The sequence below is a fragment of the Rhodococcus sp. 15-725-2-2b genome (assembly GCF_002259075.1).
In the GTDB taxonomy this organism is placed as follows: Bacteria; Actinomycetota; Actinomycetes; order Mycobacteriales; family Mycobacteriaceae; genus Rhodococcoides.
In genome coordinates this window covers 339,507-365,457 of the sequence record NZ_NPFL01000004.1, presented here as the reverse complement: position 1 = coordinate 365,457, position 25,951 = coordinate 339,507, and the positions used below count along the sequence as shown (strand labels likewise).

The following is a 25,951-nucleotide window of genomic DNA, read 5'->3' as shown; positions in this document are numbered from 1 at the left end:
CACCCATAGTTTTTCGCTGCTCGCATCGAGTGATGGACACGACGAAAGACTGAGGAACATGAAGCTGACTCGATTCGCGGCAACGTCCGCATTGGTCATTGCAGCGATGACGACCGCCATGGGCACCGCCTACGCCGATCCGGCACCGGCCGTTGCCGCTCCGGTCGGTTGGAACGTCACCCAGGCCGGTAGCCAGGTAATCGTCGACACGACGGCCGGCACCCTGAGCAACGAGGACAACCACCTCGTCGTCCGCGACGCCAATGGTGTTCTGGTGGACTCCGTGCCCCTGGCCATTGCCGCAGACGGGTTCTCGCACCCCGTCGCCGCCGTCATCGACGGAAACCACGCCACCCTGACCGCCGATGTCTCGCCCGCCGCGGCAACCCCGGTCTCCGCAGGCCTCCCCGGCCTGCAGCAGGTCGACCTGCCCGCCGCAGTCTCCGGCGTCAAGGACAACATCAGCCTCTCCGCATCGGTCGGCGGATTCCTCGGAGCCGCAACCGGTCTGGTCACCGGTTGCTTCCTCGGAGCCATCGCTGCGGGCACCGTCTCGGCTCCTGCACTGCTGCTCTTCGGTGCCGCACCGGTTGCCGGATGCGTCGGCGGCGCACTGCTTCTCGGCTCGGGTGCGTCCCTCGCCGGTACCGCCATCGGTGGCCTCGGTGCCATCGCAGGCAACGCAGGTCAGTTCATCCAGCTCCTCAACGCTCCCCCCGCTGCCAAGAAGTAGTTCTCGGTAGTGCTGTGGCCCGCAACGGACTTTCGTCGCGGGCCACAGTCGTCGGGACGTTGTCGGTGCTAGCGGGCCAGCGCCAGGTCTGCCACATGCGCGCGTCGAGCCGCCGTCACGAGTTCGACGACAGCCTCGGCCACCTCGTGTGCTCGTTCGAGAATCACCATGTGCCCGGCCTGCGCGACCCGCACGAGGCGGGCGTCGGGCAGGTGGGCGGCAAGGGTTTCCGAGTGTCGCATCGGGGTCATCAGGTCGTCCGAGCCGCACAGCACCAGCGTGGGAATCGAGGCGAGTGCGGCCAGGCCGGCCACCTCGTCGAGTGCGCAGAAGGCCCCGAGAAACCCCGCCATCGTCACGATGGACGTCTCACCGAGCATCGCCGTCGCCAGCGTCACCACCCGGGGACTCACCTTGCGGGATCCGCATCCGGCCGTCCGCACTATCGGCGCACACACCGCGCGACTGAGCCTCTTGGCACCCGACATCAGTCGAGGGGCGCGTCGAACAGCGGCTCGAAATGCCGACACTGCGGGATGGGCGAGGCAACTGCCGAGTCCGTCGTCGGTGATCCCACCGGCCGACGTCGCGATCAGACCGACCCCGACCAGACGCGAGCCGATCGCCTCGGGGTTCTGACGCGCATAGGACAGCGCTGTCATTCCGCCCATCGAATGCCCGACGACGACGAACGGGCCGGACGGAATCACCGCGCGGATGACGTCTGCCAGATCCTCTCCGAGTCGGTCCATGGTGCAGCTGTCCGGTGCGGCCGCGGTCGACTCTCCGTGACCCCGGTGGTCGTACATCACGATCCGGACGTCGTCTTCCCAGCTGCGCTCCACCTGTCGGCGCAGATCGGTCCACGACTGCATGCGTAGACAGTGCCCGTGCACGAACACCACGGTCAGGGGCGCATCGGGATGGCCGAACTCGCGCACTGCCAGCGCCGTGCCGTCGCCGGCGGCGACAGTACTGCGGCGACCGACCTGATGGGCCTGCTCGCTGGTGATCATGGGCGCTCCGTGGGTCGGGTGGCACGTGCTGCGGGGACGGTGTTGTCCGGTACTTCGCTTCCACGACACGCCGTGTTACCTGAATCACATTTTCTTTCGATGTGGTAGCCGATCGGACCAAGCCGGGTGGGAATCTGCACCGAAGTACTGGTGAGCGTTCAGGAGAGGACGCGCGTTGCCAGTGAGGAGATCGGCCATGGATTTCGGCATGGACAGGCTCGAGGATGTTGTGCCTCGCGCCGTTGCGGGAGATCGACTCGCTCTCGAACAGGTGCTGGTGCTGATCCAGCCACCGGTTCGGCGCTACTGCGCCGCCCGGATCGGGAATCTCGACGTGGCCGCCGACGATGTGGTGCAGGAGGTCTGCCTCGCACTGGTCACCGCCATTCCCAAGTACCGAGACATGGGCAAGCCGTTCATGGCCTTCGTGTACGGGATCGCCGCTCACAAGCTCGCCGACGCCGGCCGCAAATCGGCTCTGCGACAGTCGTTCTCGATCGACGAGATGCCCGAGGAGCAATCCACCGAAGCCGGGCCGGAGCAACTCGCGCTCGGCGACGAACTGCGTAGCCATACCCAGGCATTGATGGACACCCTGCCGACCAAGTACCGCAAGATCATTCTGATGCGAGTGGTGTGGGGCCTGACGGCACCGCAAACCGGTGAAGCACTGGGGATGACGGCCGGAGCTGTGCGGGTGGCCCAGCATCGGGCGATGAACATGTTGCGCGCCGAGCTGTCGAACTTCTCGCTGCTGGCAGCGCGCGCCGCCGCCTGATTTCCCGGCGCAGCGCACGCATTCGGGTCGGATGTCCGAATCGCCGGATTGAGTAACAGTAGCTACATCAACGCAAGACACCCTGGCAACGTGGCGGTTCTACGTTGTTGATCCATGACCGCCGTACAGCCAGCGCCGACAGACACCGCGCTCAAAGAGACGCTAGAGGACTACACGCTGCGCTTCGCGCCGCGTAGCTACCGTAAATGGGGAACCGGTGTCGTCGCGACGTCCGCGCTCGGCGGAATCGCGTATCTCGCGGATTTCGCCATCGGTGCCAACATCGGAATCTCCTACGGAACCGGCAACGCGCTCTGGGGCATCCTGGTGTTCGCGGTCGTCATCTTCCTGACCGGGCTCCCGCTCGCCTACTACGCTGCTCGATACAACATCGACCTCGATCTGATCACCCGTGGCAGCGGATTCGGCTACTACGGATCGGTGGTCACCAACGTCATCTTCGCGACGTTCACGTTCATCTTCTTCGCGCTCGAGGGTTCGATCATGGCGCAGGGACTCGAACTCGGCTTGGGTGTCCCGTTGCCCATCGGGTACGCGGTGTCGACGATCATGGTTATTCCGTTGGTGATCTACGGCATGAAAGCCCTTGCCAAGCTTCAGGTCTGGACCACCCCGCTCTGGCTGGTGCTGATGGTGCTGCCGTTCGTCTACCTGGTGATCAGCAATCCCGATTCGGTCGGGGAGTTCTTCGCCTACGGCGGTCAGGACGGTGCCGACGGCAAGGGCGTCAACATCGGATCGGTGATGCTCGCGGCGGGCGTGTGTCTGTCGTTGATCGCGCAGATCGCCGAGCAGATCGACTACCTGCGGTTCATGCCGCCCAAGACTCCCGAGAACTCTCGACGCTGGTGGACGGCAGTGCTTCTCGCGGGACCGGGCTGGGTCATCTTCGGCGCACTCAAGCAGGTCGTCGGCCTGTTCCTCGCCGTGTACCTCATCGCCAACGTGGTCGACGGTTCGAGCATCGCCAACGAGCCGGTGCACCAGTTCCTCGAGATCTACGAGAACTTCATGCCGGGCTGGCTGGCGATGACCCTCGCGGTGATCCTGGTCGTCATCAGCCAGATCAAGATCAACGTCACCAACGCCTACTCCGGGTCACTGGCGTGGACCAACTCCTACACCCGCCTCACCAAGACGTACCCGGGCCGCATGGTGTTCGTGTTGTTCAACCTCGCCATTGCGCTGATCCTGATGGAAGCCAACATGTTCGACTTCCTCAACAGCATTCTCGGCTTCTACGCCAACTGCGGTATCGCGTGGATCGCCGTGGTGGCGTCGGACATCGTGTTCAACAAATACATTCTGGGGCTCTCGCCCAAGGTGCCCGAGTTCCGACGCGGCATGCTCTACAACATCAACCCGGTCGGCTTCGGATCGATGGCGGTATCGGCGATCCTGTCGATTCTGGTGTTCTTCGGCGCATTCGGATCTGCGATCAAACCGTATTCGCCCATCATGGCTCTCGTTCTCGCTCTGGTTCTTCCGCCCATCCTGGCGGTGGCGACCAAGGGCAAGTACTACCTGCGTCGCACCGACGACGGCATCGATCTGCCGATGTTCGACGAGCACGGCAACCCGTCCGACGCGCTCGTGATGTGCCACGTCAGCGGCATGGAATTCGAGCGACCCGACATGATCGCATCCAACGTGCCGGGGCCGAACGGGGAGAAGCAGTACATCAGTTCGCTGTCGCTGAGCACCGACAAGACGGGGGAGCACATCCTGCCCCCGCAGTGAGTGCGGCTGCGCCGCAGTGGTGTGGTTGTGCGCCGCCCAGGGCACATGACCACACCACTGCCGCAGGCACTCAGATCGTGCGGGTCAACCGATCGGCGAGCAGCTTGGAGAATTTCGCCGGGTCCTTGAGCTCGGTGCCTTCGGCCAACAAGGCCGTCGCGTAGAGCAATTCGGCGGTCTCGGCGAGATGCGGATCGTCGCTGCGATCCTCGCGAGCCTTCTTCAAACCCGTCACCAGATCGTGGGTGGGGTTGAGTTCGAGGATGCGCTTGGAGGTCGGTACGAACTGGCCCGAGGCCTTGTACATCTTCTCGAGCTGCGGGGAGAAGCTGAACTCGTCACCGACGACGCAGGCCGGTGACGTCGTCAGTCGTGTCGACAGACGTACCTCCTTCACGTCCTCGCCGAGGGTCTCGGTGAGCCAGGTCAGCAAGTCTGCGAATTCCTTGTCCTGCTCCTCGCGCTTGGCCTCGGACTCCTTCTTCTCCTCTTCGGTGTCGAGGTCCACCTCGCCCTTCGCGATGGACTGGAACGACTTTCCGTCGAAGTCGGTGACGTTGCCGACCCACACCTCGTCGACCGAATCGGTGAGCAGCAGCACCTCGAGCCCGCGAGCCTTGAACGCCTCCATGTGCGGCGAGCTCTCGATCTGCTGACGCGATTCGCCGGTCATGTAGTAGATCTGCTGCTGGCCGTCCTTCATCCGGTCCACGTACTCGGCGAGGGTGGTCACGCCATCCTCGGAGTTGGTGGACGCGAACGACGCGATGCCCAACAGGGTTTCGCGGTTGTCGCTGTCGGAGATCAGGCCCTCCTTGAGGACCGTTCCGAACTGCGACCACAGCGTCTTGTACTTGTCGGGCTGCTCGCTCTGCAGCTCCTTGACCGTGGAGAGCACCTTCTTGGTGAGGCGTCGACGGATCGCGCGGATCTGCCGGTCCTGCTGCAGGATTTCGCGAGAGACGTTGAGCGAGAGGTCCGCTGCGTCGACGACACCCTTGACGAAGCGCAGGTACTCGGGCAGCAGTTCCTGCGAGTCGTCCATGATGAACACGCGCTTGACGTACAGGTGCACGCCGGCCTTGCTCTCGCGCATGAACAGGTCGAACGGCGCCTGCGACGGAATGAACAGCAGCGCTTGGTATTCGAACGTGCCCTCGGCCTTGAACGGGATGACCTCGAGCGGCTCGTCCCAGGCGTGGCTGACGTGCTTGTAGAACTCCTTGTACTCCTCCTCGGACACCTCGTCCTTGGAGCGGGTCCACAGCGCCTTCTGTGAGTTGATCGTTTCGGTCTCGATCGTGACGGTGTCCTCGCCGTCTTCCTCTTCGCTCTTGACGCGCTTCTCGACGTCGATGCGAATGGGCCAGGCGATGAAGTCGGAGTACTTCTTGACCAGTTCCTTGATCTTGCGCTCGGACGCGTAATCGTGGAGGTGGTCCTCCTCGTCGGCCGGCTTGAGGGCCAGCGTCACCGAGGAACCCTGCGGGGCGTCGTCGACGTCGGTGATCTCGTAGGTGCCCTCGCCGGTGGACTCCCACTTCGTGGCGGCGGCTTCGCCGGCCTTGCGGGTGAGCAGCGTGACCTTCTCGGCCACCATGAACGTCGAGTAGAAGCCGATGCCGAACTGGCCGATCAGCTCCTCCGAGGCTGCCGCGTCCTTGGCTTCCTTGAGCTTCTTACGTACCTCGGCGGTGCCCGACTTGGCCAGTGTGCCGATGAGGTCGATGACCTCGGAGCGGGACATACCGATGCCGTTGTCCCGGATGGTGAGGGTACGAGCGGAGGAGTCGATGTCGATCTCGATGTGCAGATCCGAGACGTCGACGTCCAGGTCCTTGTTGCGGTACGACTCCAGGCGCAGCTTGTCCAGCGCGTCCGAGGAGTTCGAGATCAGTTCACGGAGAAAGCTGTCCTTGTTGGAGTAGATGGAGTGCACCATCAGATCCAGGAGCTGACGCGTCTCCGCCTGGAATTCGAGCTGTTCGGTACTCAATGTCTCCCCTTCTAGCAGCAAAACCGACGCGAATAATATACGGCAAGGCTACGGGTGAGCTGCGAAGACGTCGGCGCCGCCTACTCTGGGGACCGTGACGAAGACGAAGTTCGTACTGGGAGCCGCCGCAGCACTGAGCGGTGCATGGTTGGCACGCGCGACGTGGGGGCTGCCGTCGGCGATCGGTGCCAGGCGCGTGCACATCACCCCGTACGCCGCCGGCTCTCCGCGCTACCGCGATCGCCGGTTCCACAACTCCGACCCGAGCTCGAGCTACGTTCCCGGGCGCGGCGAGAAGGGGCAGCAGAACATGTTCGTCTCGCTCGTCACCGAACGTGGCAAGGGCAGGCCCCAGCGCCCGATTCCGCTGGCACCGCCGATCGCGCCGGTGGACGCGGGCGAACTGGCGGTCACCTGGTACGGCCACTCGAGTGTGCTCATCGAGGTCGACGGTCACCGCGTTCTCGCCGATCCGGTGTGGAGCAACCGCGTGTCCCCGTCCTCGGTGGTGGGGCCGGCACGGCTGCATCCGACGCCGGTCGAGTTGGTCGATCTGCCGCGCGTCGACGCCATCGTGATCTCCCACGATCATTACGACCACCTCGACAAGGCGACGGTGCAGAAGCTGGCGAGCATTCAGTCGGCACCGTTCGTCGTGCCACTGGGAATCGGCGCGCATCTGCGCAAGTGGCGGGTGCCCGAGGCGCGCATCGTCGAACTGGACTGGGACGAGCAGACGAACATCGGCGGCCTCACCGTCACGTGCACAGAGGCTCGGCATTTCTCCGGCCGCGGTCTGACCCGGGACTCGACGCAGTGGGCGTCCTGGGCCTTCGTCGGCCCCGTTCGACGCGTCTTCTTCGGCGGCGACACCGGCTACACACCGAAGTTCGCCGAGATCGGCAGCAACTACGGCCCCTTCGATCTGACGCTGCTGCCCGTCGGGGCCTACGACGTGCGGTGGCCGGACATCCACATGAACCCGGAGGAAGCGGTCACGGCGCACATCGATCTGACGGCGTCGGGCATCTTCGTCCCGATTCACTGGGCCACGTTCAATCTGGCTTTTCATCCGTGGTCGGAGCCGATAGTGCGGCTGCACGCCGCCGCCGAGGACGTCGGAGTGCAGGTGGCGGTGCCGATGCCGGGGCAACGAATAGACGGCACGCGAACGCTGCACGACGATCGTTGGTGGTCTCGGCTGGGCTGACCGAACCCTACTAGGCTGCACCCATGTCTATCGACGCCGATGCGCAGCGGGACGCCGGGCTGACCGAGGCGGACGTCGCCAGGCTCAGGGCCGAGGGAAAGTCGAACAACGTTCCGGCCCGAGCTTCTCGGTCGGTCCGCGACATCGTCCGTGGCAACGTCTTCACTCGCATCAACGCGATTCTGGGTGTGCTGTTGATCATCGTGCTGTCCACCGGTTCGGTGATCGACGGCATGTTCGGGCTGTTGATCGTCGCCAACAGTGGCATCGGCATCGTGCAGGAGATCCGCGCCAAACGCACCCTGGATCGGTTGGCCATCGTGGGGCAGAACAAGCCCCAGGTTCGACGCGACGGCGTCTCGAAGCAGATCCCGCCCGACGAGGTCGTACTCGGCGACGTCGTCGAACTGGGTCCCGGTGATCAGATCGTCGTCGACGGTGAGGTGATCGAGACCGCGAGCCTCGAGGTCGACGAGTCGTTGCTCACCGGCGAGGCCGACACGGTGCACAAACTCGAAGCGGCGCAGGTGCTTTCGGGCAGCTTCGTCGTGTCGGGCAGCGGTGCGTACCGCGCGACGAAGGTCGGGCGTGACGCCTACGCAGCCAAGCTCGCCGAGGAGGCCAGCAAGTTCACGCTGGTCAAGTCCGAGTTGCGCAGCGGCATCGACAAGATTCTGAAGTTCATCACGTACCTGATGATTCCGGCCGGGGCGCTGATCATCTACAACCAATTGTTCTCCAGCGGGCAGGCTTTGGGTCCTGCGCTCAACGGCATGGTCGCCGCGCTCGTCCCGATGGTCCCCGAGGGCCTGGTGCTGATGACGTCGATCGCCTTCGCGGTGGGCGTCATCAGGCTCGGTCAACGGCAGTGCCTGGTGCAGGAGCTGCCCGCGATCGAGGGACTCGCCCGCGTCGACGTGGTGTGCGCCGACAAGACCGGAACCCTCACCGAGAACGGGATGCGGCTGTCGGAGTTGGTGCTGATCGACGAGGACCACTCCGGCTCGGTGACAAGTGCATTGGCGTCGCTCGCCCACGACGACCCGCGGCCCAACGCCAGCGTGCAGGCCGTGGGCGAGGCGTATCCCGACGCGCCGGGGTGGACGCAGACGGCCGTTGCGCCGTTCTCCTCGGCCAAGAAGTGGAGTGGACTGTCGTACGGCGAGCACGGGCATTGGTTGCTCGGTGCCCCGGACGTGCTGCTCGACGCCTCCTCCGACATCGCCCGTCGTGCCGAGGAGACAGGCTCGCGTGGTCTACGGGTGTTGCTGCTCGCCAGCTCCGACCGCTCGGTCGACGACGGTGAAGCGCCCGGAGTCGTGACCCCGCGTGCACTGGTGATTCTCGAGCAGAAGGTGCGCGAGGATGCCCGAGACACGTTGGAGTACTTCGCGAGCCAGCACGTCCAGGTCAAGGTCATCTCCGGCGACAATGCCGTCTCGGTCGGCGCGGTCGCGGGATCGCTCGGCCTGCCCGGCGGCGACGCCCCGATCGACGCGCGCGATCTGCCCGAGGACTCCGAGAAACTGGCCGACACTCTGGCGAATTCCACCACCTTCGGCCGAGTCCGACCGGATCAGAAGCGGGCGATGGTGGGCGCGTTGCAATCTCGCGGCCACACGGTCGCGATGACCGGCGACGGTGTCAACGACGTGCTCGCGCTCAAGGACGCCGATATCGGTGTCTCGATGGGTTCGGGAAGCGCCGCCACCCGAGCCGTCGCGCAGATCGTGTTGTTGGACAACAAGTTCGCCACCCTGCCCTACGTGGTAGGGGAGGGGCGACGCGTCATCGGCAACATCGAACGCGTCTCCAATCTGTTCCTCACCAAGACGGTGTACTCGGTACTGCTGGCGTTCCTCATCGGGCTCTCGGGCGTGCTGTCGCAGATTTTCCACTTCGAGCCGATCCCGTATCCCTTCCTCCCGCGGCACGTGACGATCGCAGCGTGGTTCACCATCGGCATCCCGGCCTTCGTGCTCTCGCTCGCGCCCAACAACGAGCGGGCGCGCAGTGGATTCGTCTCGCGGGTGATGCGGCTGGCCGTCCCGTCCGGATTGATCGTCGGCTCGTGCACGTTCGTCTCCTACCTGCTGGTCTATGCCGGCCCGAACGCCACCGAGACCCAGGTGACGCAGGCCAGTACCACCGCGCTGATCACCCTGATCATGATCGCGCTGTGGGTGTTGGCCGTCGTCGCGCGGCCCTACAACTGGTGGAAGATCGTGCTGCTCGGCGGGTCGGTCGGTGGCTACCTGCTGCTGTTCGCGATCCCGTTCTGCCGCACCTTCTTCAAACTCGATCCGTCCAATGTGGGAGCCACCACCAGTGCATTGATCATCGGCGGTATCGGAATCGCGCTCGTCGAGGTTGCCCATCGATTCGGATCGGCGCTGCGCAATCGAACATCACTACGCAACACGCAGTACAAAACGTAAGCTTCCGGATGTTCGATCATTCCAGCGACAGGAGACAGTCATGGGCTTCGCAGACAATCTGAAGGGCATCGTCGACAAGGGCAAGGATCTTGCGGCCGAGAACTCGGACAAGATCGACGACGTCGTGGAGAAGGCGGGGGACTTCATCGACAACAAGACCGGTGGCAAGTACTCCGATCAGATCGACAAGGTCCAGGAAGCAGCCAAGAAGGCGATTCCGGACAAGTAGGACCTTTCGGTCTCCTCGTGCAGGTGATCGTGGCCGTCGGTCGTGCCCCAGGGTGCGGCTGACGGCACAATCGTCGGGGTGGACGGACCGATTCTTCTTCTCGTAGTCATCTTCGCGATCGCAGTCGCCGGTTTCGCCAGGCGCATCGATCTGCAGGTTCCGCTCGTCCTGGTCACCGTCGGATCCATCGCCTCGTTCGTTCCCGGGGTCCCGCACGTCAGCCTGTCGCCGCAGCTGATCCTCGGCGTCGTGCTTCCGCCGCTGCTGTACTCCGCCGCGCTGGATTTCTCGTTCGTCAGCTTCCGACGCAATCTCGGCCAGATTCTCCGACTCGGTCTCGTCATGGTGATCGTGACGACATTGGTCGTCGGCTGGTTCGCCAATCTGTTGATCCCGGAGCTCACCCTCGGCGCGGCCCTGGTGCTCGGTGCCGTCGTGGCCCCGCCCGACGCGGTCTCCGCGATCGCCGTCGGGCGCAAGCTCGGTCTGCCCGCGCGGATGATGGCCATCCTCACCGGCGAGTCTCTGGTGAACGACGCGGCCGCGTTGACTCTGTTCACCCTGGCCGTGGCCTCGCTGACGGGCAGTCGGATCGAACTGGGCTCACCGGTGTTGTTCTTCCTGTACGAGATCGTGGGCGGCGTGTTGGTGGGGTTGGTGCTGGCGCGCATCGTGCGGTTCGTCCGCAATCGGATCGCGGATTCGGCGCTGGAAACCGTGCTCGGTCTGGTCCTGCCGTTCACCGCGTATCTGGCGGCCGAGGAAATCCACGCGTCGGGAGTTCTCGCCGTCGTCACCGCCGGTTTCGTGCTGGGGCGCGTCACCGCCGACGTCTCGGTGTCCACCCGCGTTCAGGAACGGCAGGTGTGGCCGACGCTGGATCTCCTGCTCGAGGCATTCGTGTTCGCCTACATGGGTTTACAGCTGAAGTTCGTCATCTCGGAGGTGCAGCGCGAAGGGTTGCCCGTCCACCATGTGTTCGCCTATGCGCTGCTGGTGCTGGTGGTGGTCATGGCCGTCCGACCAGCTTGGATCTTCGCCAATTCCGGCCGTAACATGCTGCTTCGCAAGCTGTTCCGGCGATCACCGTCAGGCGAAGCAGGTCTGACGTGGCAGCAGAACCTGGTGCTCTCCTGGGCGGGCATGCGCGGGGTGGTGACGCTTGCGGCGGCGGCCGGTGTACCGCTGACCACGGTGCTCGGCGACGAATTTCCCGGGCGGGCCGTGATTCAGGCGGTGGCCTTCGTCGTCGCGGTCGGTACGTTGCTGCTGCAGGGCCTGACGCTTCCGTTGTTGATCCGCCGCCTCGACGTCGCAGATCCACTCGAGCAGCAGCGCAACGACAATCAGCGGCTGCTGTCGCAGGCCATTGCCCGGACGGCGGCGGAGGACTACCTCCAGCGCGCGGCGAAGGACGGAATCGACGGAGTGGACAGCGAGCGCGTCGACGAGGTCATCCAGCGCGTCCGACGCTCCGTGCGCGCTCGGTTGGATGCCGACGAGACCGAGGATCGCGAGAAGCGGATCGCGGCGGCCGGGGCGTTGTTCGACTCGCTGCGACACAACGTCCTGGTCGCGCAGCGGGCGGCGCTCATCGCGGCCCGCGACTCGGGGGAGCTGGAGGACGAAGCTCTGCGGGCAGTGTTGAATGGCTTGGACGTGGAAGAAATTGCGGCCGAGGCTCGCATCGCACGACGCACACCGTAGGAGCGCAGAGACAGTGAGGTCGACCCGGCTGGTCGCCGCCGCGGCACTGGTGTTCGCCGTTGCTGCGTGCAGCACTCCTGCCGAGGATCCGGCCACACCCGCCCCGGTGTCGATCGCGGCACCCGTGGGCTCGGAGCGAGGCGCGATCGTGTCGTCGATGCTGCTGGGGCAGGTCGACATCGGTGTCGCCTATCTCGGCGGGACTGCCACCAAGGTCGTGTACCGCACCACCGACGGGGTCACCGGGGGCGGGACCGAGGCATCGGGAACGGTGTTCGTGCCCAAGGGTTCTGCTCCGCCCGGCGGCTGGCCGATCGTCTCCGTCGGGCACGGCACCACCGGTGTCACCGACGAGTGCGCACCCTCGCTCTATCCGAACCTGTTGGGCACCATCGGATTGGTGACGCCGTTCCTCGAACGCGGCACCGTGGTCGTGGTGACGGATTATCAGGGTCTCGGAACTCCGGGAGATCCCGCCTACCTCGACCGGGACGCCGCAGCGTACGACGTGATCGACGCGGTGCGCGCGGCCCGCAACGTGGTTCCCGACGTCGGCACCAGGTGGGGTGCAGTGGGCACCTCCCAAGGCGGACAAGCGGTCTGGGCGGCAGCCGAGCGCAGTGGCGACTACGGCGACGGTCTGCAACTGGTCGGTGCCGCGGCGCTGTCGCCCGCGGCCGATCTGACGCGGTTCTTCGCGCCCGAGACCGAGCAGACCGTGCCGCGTCAGCTGCTGGTGCCGTACCTGTACGAGGGTCTGCACGCCGCAGATCCGAGTGCCGAACGCGCGGACTACATCCGCGGCACGTTCGCCGACAACGTGACCGCGCTGACCGCCTGCAGTGATTTGCTCGGCTTCTCCAAGGCCGACGCCGGAGCCGTTCTCGATCCGGCCGACGCCCTCCCGGACTCCGCGGATGCATCGGATCGGATGACGCAGTGGCTCGAATCGGTTGCGGTACCGACTTCTCGCACCGAGGTACCGCTGCTGGTCCTGGTCGGTGAACGCGACGACCTCATCGATCCCCGATGGACCCGGGACGCGGTAGCCGAGGCCTGCGCGCTGGGCGACGACGTCGAGCTTCGCTCCGAACCGGAGCAGGGCCATGCCGAACTGGCCGCAAACGGCATCGGAGTCGACTGGCTCGTCGAACGCTTCCTGAACGTGCCCACCTCGACCACGTGCGCGCGATGACCGCGGCACTGGCGTCGATGGCGGTGATCGTGGCCGTGATCGTCTCGGTCATCGCGGTGATCAGTCTGCGCGGTCGACGGGACCTCACCACACCGGCCGAGCGAGCCGTCCACGCCACCCTGCACACCGCGTCGCTGGCGGCCAAGCCGTTGCGTGACGGTCTCGACACTCGTTCGGCCGCCGCGGCCGCGCCGCACCTGCGGGTACTGACCGGTGCGGACGCATTGGGAATCTGCGACCCCGACGGTTCGCTGCTGGCCTGGGACGGCCCGTGGGACGAGCTGACACCGGCCTTCGTCGAGGCGGCGAAGCGGGCGGTGGACGGGCAGCGGCGCGTCCTGGTGCGTCTGCCGCTCGGGTCGATCCACGAGGTCAGAGCGTTGGTGGTGCAGCCGTTGGTCGTCGACGAGTCTCCGGTGGTCGGGGTGTTGGGGGCAGCCGTGGTCGCCGAGCCGGGACCGGGCATGCTCGGGGCCATCGCCGAGGTCGCGCGTTACGCCTGCGGTCAGATCGAGCTTGCCGAACTCGACGCGTCCCGGGCGCGGTTGGACCGCGCCGAGGTACGGGCGCTGCGCGCACAGATCAGCCCGCACTTCATCTACAACGCACTCGGCACGATCGCGTCGTTCGTGCGCACCGACCCGGATCGAGCGCGTGAGCTGGTGCTCGAGTTCGCCGACTTCACCCGATACTCGTTCCGCAACGCAGGCGAGTTCACGGTGCTCGCGGACGAGCTACGCAACATCGATCGGTACCTGACGCTCGAACGGGCCCGCTTCGGTGATTCCCTCCAGGTCACCTTGCAGGTCGCACCCGAGGTGTTGGGCGTCGCGCTGCCGTTTCTCGCGCTGCAGCCGCTCGTCGAGAACGCCGTCCGACACGGCCTGTCCGGCAAGGCCGACGGCGGCCGCGTGACGATCATCGCCGCCGACGAGGGCACCGACGCAGTGATCAGCATCGAGGACGACGGGGTGGGGATGGATCCGGACGTGCTGCGCTCGGGAAGCCTGCACACCGAGGACGCGGCCCATGTCGGATTGGCGAACGTGGACGATCGGCTGCGGGCAGCCTTCGGAAACGACTACGGTCTCGTAGTGGACACCGCACCGGGCGCAGGCACCAAAGTGAGTCTGCGGGTGCCGAAATTCAGGCCGGGTGTACGAGCATGACGCAGGCTGCCAACTCCGCCCCCGGCCGCGGGTTGATCGTTCTCGCCGTCGACGACGAGCGCCCGGCACTGGACGAACTCGCCTTTCTGCTGCGTCAGCAGGACACCGTCGCCGAGGTGTTCACCGCGCAGGACGCGACCACCGCGCTCCGCCAACTCAAACAGACCTCGGGGCAGAACGTGGTGGACGCGGTGTTCCTCGACATCAATATGCCCGGACTCGACGGGCTCGAGCTCGCCGGCATCCTGTCGGCATTCGCGCGACCACCCGCCGTCGTGTTCGTCACCGCCCACGACGACCGGGCGCTGGCTGCCTTCGATCTCGGTGCCGTCGACTACCTGCTCAAGCCCTTGCGCGAGGATCGGCTCACCGAGGCGCTGCGCCGGGTGCTGCTCGCGCGGCGTCGACCCGCGGAGTCCGCGGACACCTCGGCCGACGAGGTCATTCCCGTCGAGCTCGGCGGAACCACCACCCTGGTGCACCGGTCGTCGGTGGCGTGGGTCGAGGCCGACGGCGACTACGCGAGATTGCACACCTCCAACGGCTCGCATCTGGTGCGGATCCCGATCTCGGCCCTCGAAAGTCGCTGGGCCGATGCCGGATTCCTGCGCGTGCACCGCTCCTACCTGGTCTCGCTGCGTCTGGTCACAGGGATCCGCAGTGTCGGTTCGGGACTGGTGGTGTGCCTGCGGGCCAGCGGAAACCTCGCGGCCTGCGAACTGCCGGTGAGCCGACGGCACGCGAGAGAACTCAAGGACAGACTGGTCCGCGGTCCGCTGCAATCGTGGTCCACCCGGTGACGAGGATCGAGCGATGACCCAGCCACACCGACAGCGGGTGGTGCTTTCGCAACGTCGCGGCGCGCGGATGGTGCGCACCCGCGTCGAAGTGCAGGAGCAAACCGAAGTGGGCGACGCCCTGGTCCGCAGCCTGGTTCGCGCGCAGCTTCTGCTGTCGGTGCGCCTGGCGGTGATGACGCTGTCGATTCTGTTCGCAATTCCGTTGCTGGGCATGCTCCTCGCACGCTTCACCGACGTCGCGCCGTCCGGCATCGGTCTGCCGTGGTTGGTGTTGGGGGTGGCGATCTATCCGTTGCTGTTCGGTGTCGGCTGGGCGTACGTGCGCCGAGCCGAGCGCAACGAGACCGAGTTCGTCGGCCTGGTCGAGGACTAGGCGCACGTGAACGGATCCATTCCGGTCGCCACCGTGATCGCGCTGATCCTGGCGGCCGTGGCCACGGTGGGCATCGGCATCTACGGAGTTCGGCTGGCCCGCACCACCTCCGACTTCCTGGTGGCCTCGCGCACCGTCGGGCCGCGGTGGAATGCTGCTGCCATCAGCGGCGAATACCTATCGGCTGCATCGTTTCTCGGGGTTGCAGGGCTCATCGCGAAGTACGGAGCCGATGCGCTGTGGTACCCGGTCGGCTTCACCGCGGGATACCTGGGACTGCTGCTGTTCGTCGCGGCTCCACTGCGCAGAAGTGGCGCGTACACGGTGCCCGATTTCGTCGAATTCCGTCTCGGCGCACCATGGTTGCGGACCGTGGCGATGCTGGTGGTGGTGGTCATCTGTGCGCTGTATCTGGTGCCGCAGTTTCAGGGTGCAGGCCTGACACTGAACATTCTGCTCGGAGTGCCCGGCTGGGTCGGTGCCCTGGCGGTGGGGCTGATCGTGATCGCGAACGTCGTCGGCGGTGGCATGCGCTCGATCACCTTCGTCCAAGCGTTCCAGTACTGGCTCAAGCTCACCGCGATCGCGATCCCGGCACTGGTGCTGGCCGTGCACTTCTTCGCCGACGACCGCAGCGTCGGCAGTCCTGCCCCACCGACGGTGACCGAGCAGACCGTCGTCGACATCACCACCGATGTTCTCGTGCAAGTGGATTCGCCGATCGTCGTCGCCGTGACGGGAACCCTCGACGACGAAAGCGTCGACGGGCGAGTCCTGCTGGACGCGGGCGAACATCGGCTCGCCTCGGGCACGTCGTTGACGCTCGACGCCGGATCACCCGTTCCCGTCGTCGCGGGAGCGCCGACCACCGACCGGGCGTGGGCGATGCCGGGCGGGGGACTGGGCGGGGCCCACCCGCTGTATCAGGTGTACTCGCTGATCCTGGCCACGTTCCTCGGAACCCTCGGCCTGCCGCACGTGCTCGTGCGCTTCTACACCAACCCGGACGGTCGAGCGGCCAGACTGACCTCGCTCACCGTCCTGGCCTTGCTCGGCATGTTCTACCTGTTCCCGACGGTGCTCGGCGTCTTCGCCCGGCTGTACGTGCCGCAACTGCTCATCACCGGAGCATCCGACGCAGCGGTGCTGCTGCTGCCCGGCTCGGTGCTGTCCGGAATACCGGGACAACTACTGGCCGCACTCGTGGCCGCGGGCGCAATCGCTGCCTTCCTGTCGACCTCATCCGGACTACTGGTCAGCATCGCAGGAGTGCTCAGTACCGACGTCCTCTCGGGCAAGGTCCGAGACTTCCGCGTCGCCGCGATCCTCGCCGGAGCCGTGCCGTTGGCGCTGTCGATCGGCGTCGTCTCACTCGACCTCTCGCGCACCGTCGGACTCGTCTTCGCCGTCGCCGCGTCCACCCTGTGCCCACTGCTGGTGCTGGGAATCTGGTGGCGCGGACTCACCGCAGCCGGAGCGGCAACCGGACTGCTCCTCGGCGGCGGCATCTCACTCGTCGCCGCGTCGATCTCCGTCGTCACCCCCATCTCCGACGGCGTCCTCGGCGGCTGGGCGGCGGCGATCCTCGGCTACCCCGCCGCGGTCAGCGTCCCCGTCGCCTTCGCCTCGATGATCGCCGTCAGCCTCGCCACCCGAAGAACGATCCCGTCGGACATCTCCCGCATCTTCGCGCGACTGCACCTGCCGGAAGGCCTCGACATGGGCAAAGACCGAGAGCGCGAACTGTAGAGCCGCTCAACTGCCATTCTCGACCGCTCGTCGCACACTCCCGCAGCCCATCGTGTGATCGACACCACCTCCTGATTTTGTGACCTGACTCTCATTATTGTTCCGAGTCAGCTACAGCTCACATCAACTTCAGGAGTCCAAGGTGACCGCACCGGAAACCAATTCGCCACCGGACGCGCAAGCGTTCGTCGACATGCAGGCCAGTCCCGAGTTCCAGGAACTCCGGCGACGCCTGCGTAGCTTCGTGTTCCCGATGGCCGGGTTCTTCCTGGTCTGGTACATCCTCTACGTGCTGCTGAGCACCTACGCCGTGGACTTCATGTCGACAAAGGTGTGGGGCAACATCAACATCGGCCTGCTGCTCGGCCTCGGCCAGTTCGTCACCACGTTCGCCATCACCGGCATCTACGTGAAGTTCGCCAACCGTGAACTCGATCCTCGCGCCGCAGCCTTGCGCGCCGAGATGGAAGCCTCCCAGGGAGCCAAGCGATGAATCTCGCGCAAGCAGCAAGCACCACCGTCGGCGAACCACTCGTCAACATCGCGATCTTCGGCGCGTTCGTCATCATCACGATGGCCGTCGTCATCCGCGCATCGAAGAAGAATGCGACCTCCGCGGAGTTCTTCACCGCAGGCGGCGGATTCTCCGGACCGCAGAACGGCGTTGCCATCGCCGGTGACTACCTTTCGGCCGCAAGCTTTCTCGGCATCGCCGGTGCCATCGCCGTCTACGGTTACGACGGCTTCCTGTACTCCATCGGCTTCCTCGTCGCCTGGCTCGTTGCACTGCTCCTCGTCGCCGAATTGCTCAGGAACACCGGCAAATTCACGATGGCGGATGTGCTGAGCTTCCGACTCAAGCAAGGACCGGTTCGTACCGCAGCTGCTCTGTCCACGCTGACGGTGTCACTGTTCTACCTGCTCGCACAGATGGCAGGTGCAGGCGGACTCGTCGCACTGCTGCTCGACATCTCCGACCGCACCGGGCAGTCCATCGTCATCGCCATCGTCGGTGTGCTGATGATCGCGTACGTGCTCATCGGCGGCATGAAGGGCACCACCTGGGTACAGATCATCAAGGCCGTTCTGCTCATCGCAGGTGCGGCGTTCATGACCGTTCTGGTTCTCGCCAAGTTCGGCCTGAACTTCTCCGAGCTGCTCGGCAGCGCACAGGCCATGGTGGCCGGATCGGCCAACGAGGCCGTGGCAGCACGTGACGTCATCGAGCCAGGCGCTCAGTACGGCGGAAGTGCCACCTCGAAGATCAACTTCCTCTCGCTCGGCATCGCGCTGGTCCTCGGCACCGCGGGTCTGCCGCACGTGCTGATGCGCTTCTACACGGTGCCCACCGCCAAGGAAGCTCGTCGCAGCGTCGTGTGGGCCATCGCGCTCATCGGTGCGTTCTACCTGTTCACCCTGGTGCTCGGCTACGGTGCCGCAGCGATCGTCGGGCCCGACCGCATCCTGGCCTCGGCCGGCGGTCAGAACTCCGCGGCTCCGCTGTTGGCCTTCGAGCTCGGCGGCGTGATCCTGCTCGGCGTCATCTCGGCGGTCGCCTTCGCGACCATCCTCGCCGTGGTCGCCGGCTTGACGATCACCGCGTCGGCGTCGTTCGCTCACGACATCTACGCTAGCGTCATCAAGAAGGGCAAGGTCGACGACAAGAAGCAGGTCAAGGTCTCGCGCATCACGGCCGTCGTCATCGGCCTGCTGGCCATCGGCCTCGGCATCCTCGCCAACGGGCAGAACATCGCGTTCCTGGTCGCACTCGCGTTCGCAGTCGCTGCGGCCGCGAACCTGCCGACCATCCTGTACTCGCTGTTCTGGCGTCGCTTCACCACCACCGGCGCACTGTTCAGCATGTACGGCGGTCTGATCTCGACGATCGTGCTGATCGTCTTCTCCCCGGCCGTCTCCGGATCGCCGACGTCGATGATTCCCGGCTCGGACTTCGCCTGGTTCCCGCTCTCCAACCCGGGCATCGTGTCGATCCCGTTGGCATTCATCCTCGGCATCGTCGGAACCCTGATCTCGAAGGACACCGAGAGCACCGACAAGCAGGCCGAGATGGAGGTTCGCTCCCTCACCGGTATCGGTGCGGAGAAGGCCAGCGCTCACTGATCGATCCAGGCTCCATCGAAAGTGCCCGTGTGAGCAAGGCCTCACACGGGCATTTTTCGTTCAACGGTTACCATCCCTGCTGTGGCCAAGCTGAAGGTTTCCCTCGACGTCCCGCTGACCCCCGAGCAGACGTGGGCGCACGCGTCCGATCTGTCCGGCTACGAGCAGTGGCTCTCCATCCACGAAGCGTGGCGCGGTGAGCTGCCCGAGCAGCTGGCCGTCGGCACCACCCTGGACTCTGTCGCCAGCGTGAAGGGCATGCGTAACCGCGTGTCCTGGAAGATCGAGTCCTACGACCCGCCCAAGAAGCTCGAGCTCAAGGGCAACGGCAAGGGCGGGGTCAAGATCGGTCTGAACATGTCCGTGAAATCCAAGGGTGACGGTTCCGAGATCACCATCGACATCAACCTCGGCGGTGCGCCGTTGTTCGGTCCGATCGGCTCCGGCGTCGCGCGCGCTCTCAAGGGCGACATCGAGAACTCGTTGAAGACGTTCGTCAAGATCTACGCCTGACAGGTCGCGCCATGCCCGGTAGACACAGTGCCCCGTCGTCCACCTCGCGCAGTAGGGGCATGGCCAAGTACGGCATCGTGGCCGTTGTTCTGTTGCTGGTTCTCGGCGGCGGAGTGTTCGTCGGTCTGAAGGCCTTCGGTTCCGAGTGCGGTGACCCCGAGGCCTACTCGCTGGCTGCGGATCCGGCGATCGCACCCGTGTTGCAGATGATCGTCGACAACACCTCGTCGGAGGAGTTGGGTTGCGCCGCCTTCGAGGTCACCGCCACCGAGTCGGGTCAGGTCTCGGCCGCGGTGGCCAAGGGCGACGACGTGCCCTCGCTCTGGGTTCCCGATTCGTCACTGTGGATCGGCAAGACGGTGCGGTCCACTGCGTCGTTGATCGACTTGGCGAGTCAATCGGTGGCGGCTACCCCCGCCGTGCTCGCGGCACGCAAGGACGAGGTGCCGTTCTTCGACACCTGGCTCACTGCCTTGAAGCTCGAAGGTCTGCGCATCGGTAATCCGTTGGCCAACACCACGTCCGACGCGGCCATCCTGGGCGCGGTGGCCGAGGCCGGATCGGACGAGACCGCGCTCGACTCCGTCTCGGCGGCGCTCGTCCCCATCGCTCAGGCTCAGGCCGCCACTCGCGGCGAGGCCGATCCGACGGTGCGCCTCGACGATCTGGTCGCCGACGGGGGAGTCGCGGTGGTGTCCGAGCGGGCCTACCTGGACTACCAGCAGGACAAGAACGTCGAACTCGGCGCGACGGCTCCGCCGACCGGTGCCTTCTTCCTGAACTTCCCGCTGGCGGTGACCGAACCCGCGGGCGATCGACACGAGACCGCGAAGTCCGTCGGGACGGCACTGGCCACGGCCATACAATCCGAACAGGGGCAGCAGGCTCTGTCCGACGCCGGGTTCCGCTCCGCAGACATGGCCCCGCTCGATTCCGATCGCGGGATCGGGGACGTCACGCCCCTGACGATTGCCGATCAACAGGCCGCCGAATCGACGTTGCGTCAGTACCAGATCCTGGCGCTCCCGTCGCGGGCGTTGGTGATGGAGGATGTCTCCGGATCGATGAACTACAGCGCCGGGGCGAATTCACGTATCGCCATGACGGTGCAGGCCAGTGAGACCGGAAATCGGCTGTTCCCCGACAACGCGTCGATGGGGTTGTGGGCGTTCTCGATCGGACTCGGCGGTGGCGATCAGGACTACCGTGAGCTGGCACCGATCCGGCGAATGGACGAGCAGGTCGGCAACACCACTCAGCGTGAGGTGCTGTTGCAGCAGACCCGAACGCTGCCGTCCCTGGTCGGAGGTGGTACCGGGTTGTACGACACCACGTTGGCCGCGTTCCGCACCGTGCAGCAGGGCTACGACCCCGATGCGGTGAACAGCGTCATCATCCTCACCGACGGCACCAACGAGGACCCCGACAGCATCTCGCTCGACGAGCTGCTGTCGACTCTGCGAGCCGAGCAGGACCCGTCCAAGCCGGTCGTCATCGTCACCATCGGAATCACCGACGATGCGGATGCCGGTGTACTGCAACAAATTTCGGCGGCCACGGGCGGTACGAGCTTCGTCGCACGAAATCCTGCGGAGATCCCCAACGTGTTCGTCAATGCGCTCAGAAGTCGCTCCGGTCGCTGAGGAGGCTACTATGCTGTGCGTCGCGTCACTTCTGAGTGTGCGTGCGGTTGCATTCGTGAGTGCAGCTGGGGGCCGAGCAGGGGGTTGCATCGATGTCGGGACGTCACAGCGGTAGTCCGCGCCGGTTCGGTTCGGCCGCGACCTGGTCGGTGCTCGCGCTGGTGGCAGTCGTCGTCGTGGTCGGCAGTTGGTTCGGAGTGCAGGCCGTACGCGCATCCGGTGCGGACACCTGCGATTCCCTCGACACGGTCTCGCTGGCGGTGGACATGTCGATCGCCGAACCGGTGCAGCAGATCGTCTCGCAGGCAGGCGAGGTCGAGCGCGGCTGCGTGAACTTCGAGGTCCGCCCCGAACGCCCCACCGATACGGCCACCGAAATCGCCGGAACCGATGACGAGCGTCCGGATCTGTGGATCCCGGATTCGACGCTGTGGCTGCTCAAGACCCTGCGCTCGACCGGGGCACTTCCCGAGCTGGCCAAGGCCTCGGTCGCGAACACGCTGCCGGTCCTGGTCTCGAAATCCGATGCCGTGCCGGTGACCGATACCTGGCTCAGCGTGCTCCAACTTCCCGGTCAACGCATCGGTGACCCCCTGACCAGCAGCGCATCGAATGCCGCGATCCTCGGTGCACTGGCCGAATCCGAGGTGGCCATCTCCGACGCCAAGGCCGTGTCGGCGGCACTGGTGCCCATGGCGCAGGACTTCGGACGGATCGCGGACGCCCCACACGACACCCCGGATCTGGTGGCCCAGGTGGCCACGGACGGCGGCACCAGCGTGGCCACGGAGCAGGCGCTGCTGGCGTACGAGGCCGACAATCCGGGATCGGAGTTGACCGAGTCGGTTCCGCCGACCGGGAGCTACTTCCTCAACTACCCACTGGCCGTCACGGCACCGGCCGGACCCGAGTACGACCGCGTGAAGAAGGCAGGAGCGGCGTTGGCCTCGGTGCTCGCCACTACGTCGGCCACCGACATCTTGGTCGCAGCCGGGTTCCGAACGTCGAGTGGCACACCACTGTCCGACGGCCGAGGCGTCGGATCGGTGGCGTCGCTCGAGATCAAGAACCCGCTGTCCATCGAAACGACATTGCGAGACTGGGCCGTCCTGGCGCTGCCGCTGCGCACGCTCGTGGTCGAGGACGTCTCGGGTTCGATGGCGGCGAAGTCGGGCGACTCGACGCGTATCGCACTCACCGTCGACGCATCGGTCGGTGCCAACTCGCTGTTCAGCGACCAGACGGAAATGGGCCTCTGGGCTTTCTCGATCGGCCTCGGTGGCGGCAAGCAGGACTACCGCGAGTTGGTGCCGATGGGCAAGGCCGACGGTACCTTCAACGGAAAGTCGCAGCGCGACGCCATTCTCGATTCGATCCGAGGTCTTCCGGCTCTCGTCGGAGGCGGAACAGGGCTCTACGACACCACGTTGGCTGCGTTCCGGCGGGTCAAGGAGGGATACGACCCCGATTACGTCAACAGCGTCATCATCCTGACCGACGGAGCCAACGAAGACGAGGGCAGTATTTCCCTCGATCAGCTGCTGGCAACGCTGCAGAAGGAACAGGATCCGGTGCGGCCCATCGTGATCATCACCGTCGGCGTCACCGGTGACGCGGATCCTGTTGCACTGCAACAGATCTCGGCTGCGACCGGCGGAACGAGCTATGTTGCGGAGGATCCCCGAGACATCCCGGACGTGTTCGTCAAGGCCTTGAACTCGCGCACCGAGCGTCTCGCGGGCGGGTAGCTCAGCTCCACAGGACACTGATCGCGATGGCTGTGGCGCACGCGAGAGTCACCACGGTCAGCGTCACCGCGTCGGAGGCCTTGAACCGTGCCTCGGTGGCGGTGATCATTCCGGTGCCTCCGCGGGCGGTGATGGCCCCACCCATTTCGTCGGCCCGTCTGATGGCAACCGACATCACCGTCGTGACGATGTCGACCAGGGAATTGTCCGAGGCGCTGTTGACGACCGGCTTGGGGCGCAGGCGTCGAGCCGCGTTCAGGGTGCGCATCTCTTCGATCAGCAGCGGAAGCGACCGCAGGCTCAGAGCCACGGCGACGGCCCACTCGTCGACCGGCAACTTCAGCTTCTTCAGCGGCGTGCCCAGTTTGGAGACCGCAGGTGCGATGTCGCTCATCGAGGTGGTCCAGCCGATCATCATCGACGCGCCGAGCAGGACGAAGATGAAGAGCGTCGCGCGCAGATACACCAGTACTGCTGCGCCTCCGATCGGCAGGTTGATCAGTGCTCCGACACCGAACAGCGCCCAGATCCACCACGGTGGACGCGGCACTGCGGTGATCGGGACGTGCGCGACGATCGCGGCGACGACCAACAGTGCGAACACGATCCCGAGGGCGGGCCACGTCGGTGCCACGACGAGAGTGATGCTCAGCAGCAGTACCGCGACGAGTTTGGTGCCGGCCCACAGGCGGTGGATCGGTGAGAATCGTGGGACCTGACGCAGTACGACGGTGGTCACGAGTGCACGCTCCCCAGGATCGAATCGGAGACGATGTGGCCGTCGGCCATCGTGATGGTGCGGCTGCAGACGGTGTCCATTCCGTCCACGTCGTGCGAGATCACGACGATGGCGACTCCGCGATCGCGTAGTCCGGCGAGAACACCGATGATGTCGTCGCGTCCGGGAGGGTCGAGCCCGGCCAGTGGCTCGTCGAGAACCAGCATTCGAGGTCGACGCGCAATGAGCCCCGCCAACACGACGCGTCGCATCTGACCACCACTGAGCGAATCGATGTCGCGAGCGGCCAACGATCTGTCCAGGCCGACGGCGTCCATCGCGGCCGACACTGTGGCAGAGCCTGTTTCGGGGCCGGCGGCGGCCGCGATGTCCTCGGAGACGGTGCGCCGCTGCAACTGCAGGCGGGAGTGCTGAAACGCGAGCCCGACATCGCCGACGCGTGAGGTCATCGCCTTGCCGCCGAGCTGGGCGGTGCCGCCGGTCGGGCCGGTGAGGCCGGCCATGATCCAGGCCAGTGTGGATTTGCCCGAACCGTTGCCACCGAGAACAAGCACACCCTCACCACGTTTGACGGTGATGTCGACGCCGTTCAGTGCTACCTGCGCCCAGGGGGTGCGGCGGTTGTACGTGTGCTCGACCCCGCTCAGTTCGAGGAGTCGTTCACTCGAATTATCGTGCAGCGCAGCCGGATTGTCCGTTCGAGCGTGCATCCAGGCGGTGTCGTACTGCACCTGGTAGCCCTCGTGCAGATGTACGACTCGGTCCGCGGCGACGGTCTCCGAGACGTGGTGGGTGACGAGCACGACCGACATCTCGTGCCTGCGTGGTAGTTCGGCGAGGAGCGAGACCAGATATTCGCGCCCAGAGGCGTCGATCATCGCGGTTGCCTCGTCCGCGATGAGTAGTGCCGGACGGCGAGCGAGTGCGGCGGCGACGGCCAGTCGCTGCATTTCGCCGCCGGACAGGGAGGCAGTGTCGCGCGCCCCCATGCCGCCGAGGCCGACCTCGTCGAGCAGGGCCTCCACGTCGGGGCGTGAGTCGCCGGGAGGCAGTCCCCACACCACGTCGTCGGCGACGCGGGTGCCGAGGATCTGGCTTTCGGGGCGTTGCAGCACCACCGCGGTGCCGCCGTACCGTCCGAGACCGGTCGAGCCGGGCCTGTCCACGGTTCCCTCCGACGGTTCGAGGCCGGCGAGGATCCGGGTCAGCGTCGATTTGCCGGAACCGTTGTGGCCGACGATCGCCACGAATTCGCCGGTCTCGATGCGGAGGTCGACGCCGGTCAGTGCGGACGTCGTGCTTCCCGGGTAGCGGAATCCCACCGCGGTGAGCGTGACCGGCAGCGGCCCGATCTCGTCGTCGGTGCTGGGGGCCAGCGGCTCGGGGGTGGGAATGGTGGAGAGCCGGTCGAGGATCGCGGTGAGAATGAGCCATGCGAACAGCGTTCCGGTGACGATGCCGAAGGCGATCGATCCGCCTGCCCACCACCACCAGTTGTCGAGCACGGTCGTGGAGCCGGTGCGGATCACGTCGGCAACGCCTTGCAGTGCCGATGTGCGCTCGAGCAGTCGTGAAATGCCCTCGAACGTGTTGCGGAGAGTCTCGAGGAACAGCTCTCGCAGCGGAACGAGGATGAGGAGCATCAGCACGGTCAACGCTCCGAGTGCCGGCCCGACGACCATCGAGGTGACGAGAACGCCGAACAGTCCTTGCTTCTTGCGCTTGGCCCGCCCGACCAGGCCGCCCAGTAGAGCGGCGCTGGCGACGGTGATGGCCGTCTGGGTGCCGGCCGCGACGAATCCGACGAGGGTGCCGGCGACCGCGGAGGTGACCAGTGCGCGCGTTCGATACCGGAGCGCGACCACCGACATGGGAATCGCCGCGACGACCTGAAGGATCGCCGCCATCGGCACCAACACACCGATCACCGTCAGGGCGACGGTGAAGCTGCTCATGACGGCAGCGGTCGCCATCTCCTGCGGACCGAGGGGCCCTGACTTGGTCGTGTGGGAAGAGCTGACGGTCACCGCTCC

Annotated in this window: 21 protein-coding genes; 17 read left to right on the top strand and 4 right to left on the bottom strand. The window is 65.7% G+C overall.

What is annotated here, in order from left to right; all coding sequences use genetic code 11:
• The first annotated feature begins 58 nt into the window (after positions 1-58).
• Complete coding sequence (locus CH306_RS03475) at positions 59-733, top strand: hypothetical protein (RefSeq protein WP_032395809.1); 675 nt, start codon at positions 59-61, stop codon at positions 731-733.
• A 68-nt stretch (positions 734-801) separates the two neighbouring features.
• Here the strand turns inward: CH306_RS03475 and CH306_RS03470 are convergent, their stop codons facing one another.
• Positions 802-1,749, bottom strand: a complete 948-nt coding sequence (locus tag CH306_RS03470) for an alpha/beta fold hydrolase (protein ID WP_094645673.1) — start codon at positions 1,747-1,749, stop codon at positions 802-804.
• Positions 1,750-1,945: 196 nt separating this feature from the next.
• Here CH306_RS03470 and shbA point away from each other — a divergent pair, with 196 nt between their 5' ends.
• Complete coding sequence (gene shbA, locus CH306_RS03465; protein ID WP_094631180.1) at positions 1,946-2,527, top strand: RNA polymerase sigma factor ShbA; 582 nt, start codon at positions 1,946-1,948, stop codon at positions 2,525-2,527.
• A gap of 114 nt (positions 2,528-2,641) precedes the next feature.
• Complete coding sequence (locus CH306_RS03460; RefSeq protein WP_094645672.1) at positions 2,642-4,288, top strand: purine-cytosine permease family protein; 1,647 nt, start codon at positions 2,642-2,644, stop codon at positions 4,286-4,288.
• Between the two features lie 70 nt (positions 4,289-4,358).
• On the opposite strand, the gene htpG is transcribed toward CH306_RS03460, so the two are convergent.
• A complete protein-coding gene (htpG, locus tag CH306_RS03455; RefSeq protein WP_094645671.1) occupies positions 4,359-6,284 on the bottom strand; it encodes a molecular chaperone HtpG in 1,926 nt (641 codons plus the stop codon).
• Between the two features lie 85 nt (positions 6,285-6,369).
• Here htpG and CH306_RS03450 point away from each other — a divergent pair, with 85 nt between their 5' ends.
• The 14 genes from CH306_RS03450 (at position 6,370) to CH306_RS03385 (ending at position 23,179) form a co-directional block, all read left to right on the top strand.
• Positions 6,370-7,494 carry an MBL fold metallo-hydrolase gene (locus CH306_RS03450; RefSeq protein ID WP_373453963.1) on the top strand — a complete coding sequence of 375 codons (1,125 nt, stop codon included), beginning with the start codon at positions 6,370-6,372 and terminating at the stop codon, positions 7,492-7,494.
• A 23-nt stretch (positions 7,495-7,517) separates the two neighbouring features.
• Complete coding sequence (locus CH306_RS03445; protein WP_094645669.1) at positions 7,518-9,932, top strand: HAD-IC family P-type ATPase; 2,415 nt, start codon at positions 7,518-7,520, stop codon at positions 9,930-9,932.
• A gap of 40 nt (positions 9,933-9,972) precedes the next feature.
• Positions 9,973-10,161 carry an antitoxin gene (locus CH306_RS03440; RefSeq protein WP_032395803.1) on the top strand — a complete coding sequence of 63 codons (189 nt, stop codon included), beginning with the start codon at positions 9,973-9,975 and terminating at the stop codon, positions 10,159-10,161.
• A 78-nt stretch (positions 10,162-10,239) separates the two neighbouring features.
• Positions 10,240-11,868, top strand: coding sequence for a Na+/H+ antiporter (locus tag CH306_RS03435; RefSeq protein WP_094645826.1), 1,629 nt, complete (start codon positions 10,240-10,242; stop codon positions 11,866-11,868).
• A 13-nt stretch (positions 11,869-11,881) separates the two neighbouring features.
• Entirely contained in the window at positions 11,882-13,063 is a 1,182-nt protein-coding gene (locus CH306_RS03430) for an alpha/beta hydrolase (protein ID WP_094631183.1), read from the top strand.
• Positions 13,060-14,232 (top strand): sensor histidine kinase, encoded by a 1,173-nt coding sequence (locus CH306_RS03425; protein WP_032396262.1) that lies wholly within the window; start codon positions 13,060-13,062, stop codon positions 14,230-14,232. Before CH306_RS03430 ends, CH306_RS03425 begins: the two co-directional genes overlap by 4 nt.
• Entirely contained in the window at positions 14,229-15,032 is an 804-nt protein-coding gene (locus CH306_RS03420) for a LytR/AlgR family response regulator transcription factor (RefSeq protein ID WP_032395802.1), read from the top strand. The genes CH306_RS03425 and CH306_RS03420 overlap by 4 nt, the downstream gene beginning before the upstream one ends.
• 13 nt (positions 15,033-15,045) lie before the next feature.
• Positions 15,046-15,405: a hypothetical protein gene (locus tag CH306_RS03415; RefSeq protein WP_032395801.1), complete on the top strand. Its 360-nt coding sequence runs from the start codon at positions 15,046-15,048 to the stop codon at positions 15,403-15,405.
• Between the two features lie 6 nt (positions 15,406-15,411).
• The gene (locus tag CH306_RS03410; protein ID WP_094645668.1) at positions 15,412-17,154 is read left to right on the top strand and encodes a sodium/solute symporter; all 1,743 of its coding nucleotides are present in this window, start codon (positions 15,412-15,414) and stop codon (positions 17,152-17,154) included.
• Positions 17,155-17,347: 193 nt separating this feature from the next.
• Positions 17,348-17,647: a DUF485 domain-containing protein gene (locus tag CH306_RS03405; RefSeq protein ID WP_094645825.1), complete on the top strand. Its 300-nt coding sequence runs from the start codon at positions 17,348-17,350 to the stop codon at positions 17,645-17,647.
• A complete protein-coding gene (locus CH306_RS03400) occupies positions 17,644-19,275 on the top strand; it encodes a solute symporter family protein (RefSeq protein ID WP_094645667.1) in 1,632 nt (543 codons plus the stop codon). The genes CH306_RS03405 and CH306_RS03400 overlap by 4 nt, the downstream gene beginning before the upstream one ends.
• 81 nt (positions 19,276-19,356) lie before the next feature.
• Positions 19,357-19,788: a type II toxin-antitoxin system Rv0910 family toxin gene (locus CH306_RS03395; RefSeq protein WP_032395799.1), complete on the top strand. Its 432-nt coding sequence runs from the start codon at positions 19,357-19,359 to the stop codon at positions 19,786-19,788.
• Between the two features lie 11 nt (positions 19,789-19,799).
• Positions 19,800-21,431: a substrate-binding domain-containing protein gene (locus CH306_RS03390; protein ID WP_094645666.1), complete on the top strand. Its 1,632-nt coding sequence runs from the start codon at positions 19,800-19,802 to the stop codon at positions 21,429-21,431.
• A gap of 92 nt (positions 21,432-21,523) precedes the next feature.
• On the top strand, positions 21,524-23,179 hold the full coding sequence (locus CH306_RS03385; RefSeq protein ID WP_094645824.1) for a substrate-binding domain-containing protein: 1,656 nt from the start codon (positions 21,524-21,526) through the stop codon (positions 23,177-23,179).
• 1 nt (position 23,180) lies between these two features.
• Here the strand turns inward: CH306_RS03385 and CH306_RS03380 are convergent, their stop codons facing one another.
• Both CH306_RS03380 and CH306_RS03375 read right to left on the bottom strand, forming a co-directional pair.
• Positions 23,181-23,918, bottom strand: a complete 738-nt coding sequence (locus CH306_RS03380) for an energy-coupling factor transporter transmembrane component T family protein (RefSeq protein WP_094631188.1) — start codon at positions 23,916-23,918, stop codon at positions 23,181-23,183.
• Positions 23,915-25,945 (bottom strand): ATP-binding cassette domain-containing protein, encoded by a 2,031-nt coding sequence (locus tag CH306_RS03375; protein ID WP_254924296.1) that lies wholly within the window; start codon positions 25,943-25,945, stop codon positions 23,915-23,917. Before CH306_RS03375 ends, CH306_RS03380 begins: the two co-directional genes overlap by 4 nt.
• Positions 25,946-25,951: the final 6 nt, after the last annotated feature.

What these genes read in the sequence shown, in the direction of transcription:
- CH306_RS03475 (WP_032395809.1), top strand. Translation starts at nt 59, where the DNA reads ATGAAGCTGACTCGATTCGCGGCAACGTCCGCATTGGTCATTGCAGCG.
- CH306_RS03470 (WP_094645673.1), bottom strand. Translation starts at nt 1,749, where the DNA reads ATGATCACCAGCGAGCAGGCCCATCAGGTCGGTCGCCGCAGTACTGTC.
- shbA (WP_094631180.1), top strand. Translation starts at nt 1,946, where the DNA reads ATGGATTTCGGCATGGACAGGCTCGAGGATGTTGTGCCTCGCGCCGTT.
- CH306_RS03460 (WP_094645672.1), top strand. Translation starts at nt 2,642, where the DNA reads ATGACCGCCGTACAGCCAGCGCCGACAGACACCGCGCTCAAAGAGACG.
- CH306_RS03445 (WP_094645669.1), top strand. Translation starts at nt 7,518, where the DNA reads ATGTCTATCGACGCCGATGCGCAGCGGGACGCCGGGCTGACCGAGGCG.
- CH306_RS03440 (WP_032395803.1), top strand. Translation starts at nt 9,973, where the DNA reads ATGGGCTTCGCAGACAATCTGAAGGGCATCGTCGACAAGGGCAAGGAT.
- CH306_RS03425 (WP_032396262.1), top strand. Translation starts at nt 13,060, where the DNA reads ATGACCGCGGCACTGGCGTCGATGGCGGTGATCGTGGCCGTGATCGTC.
- CH306_RS03420 (WP_032395802.1), top strand. Translation starts at nt 14,229, where the DNA reads ATGACGCAGGCTGCCAACTCCGCCCCCGGCCGCGGGTTGATCGTTCTC.
- CH306_RS03415 (WP_032395801.1), top strand. Translation starts at nt 15,046, where the DNA reads ATGACCCAGCCACACCGACAGCGGGTGGTGCTTTCGCAACGTCGCGGC.
- CH306_RS03405 (WP_094645825.1), top strand. Translation starts at nt 17,348, where the DNA reads ATGCAGGCCAGTCCCGAGTTCCAGGAACTCCGGCGACGCCTGCGTAGC.
- CH306_RS03400 (WP_094645667.1), top strand. Translation starts at nt 17,644, where the DNA reads ATGAATCTCGCGCAAGCAGCAAGCACCACCGTCGGCGAACCACTCGTC.
- CH306_RS03390 (WP_094645666.1), top strand. Translation starts at nt 19,800, where the DNA reads ATGCCCGGTAGACACAGTGCCCCGTCGTCCACCTCGCGCAGTAGGGGC.
- CH306_RS03385 (WP_094645824.1), top strand. Translation starts at nt 21,524, where the DNA reads ATGTCGGGACGTCACAGCGGTAGTCCGCGCCGGTTCGGTTCGGCCGCG.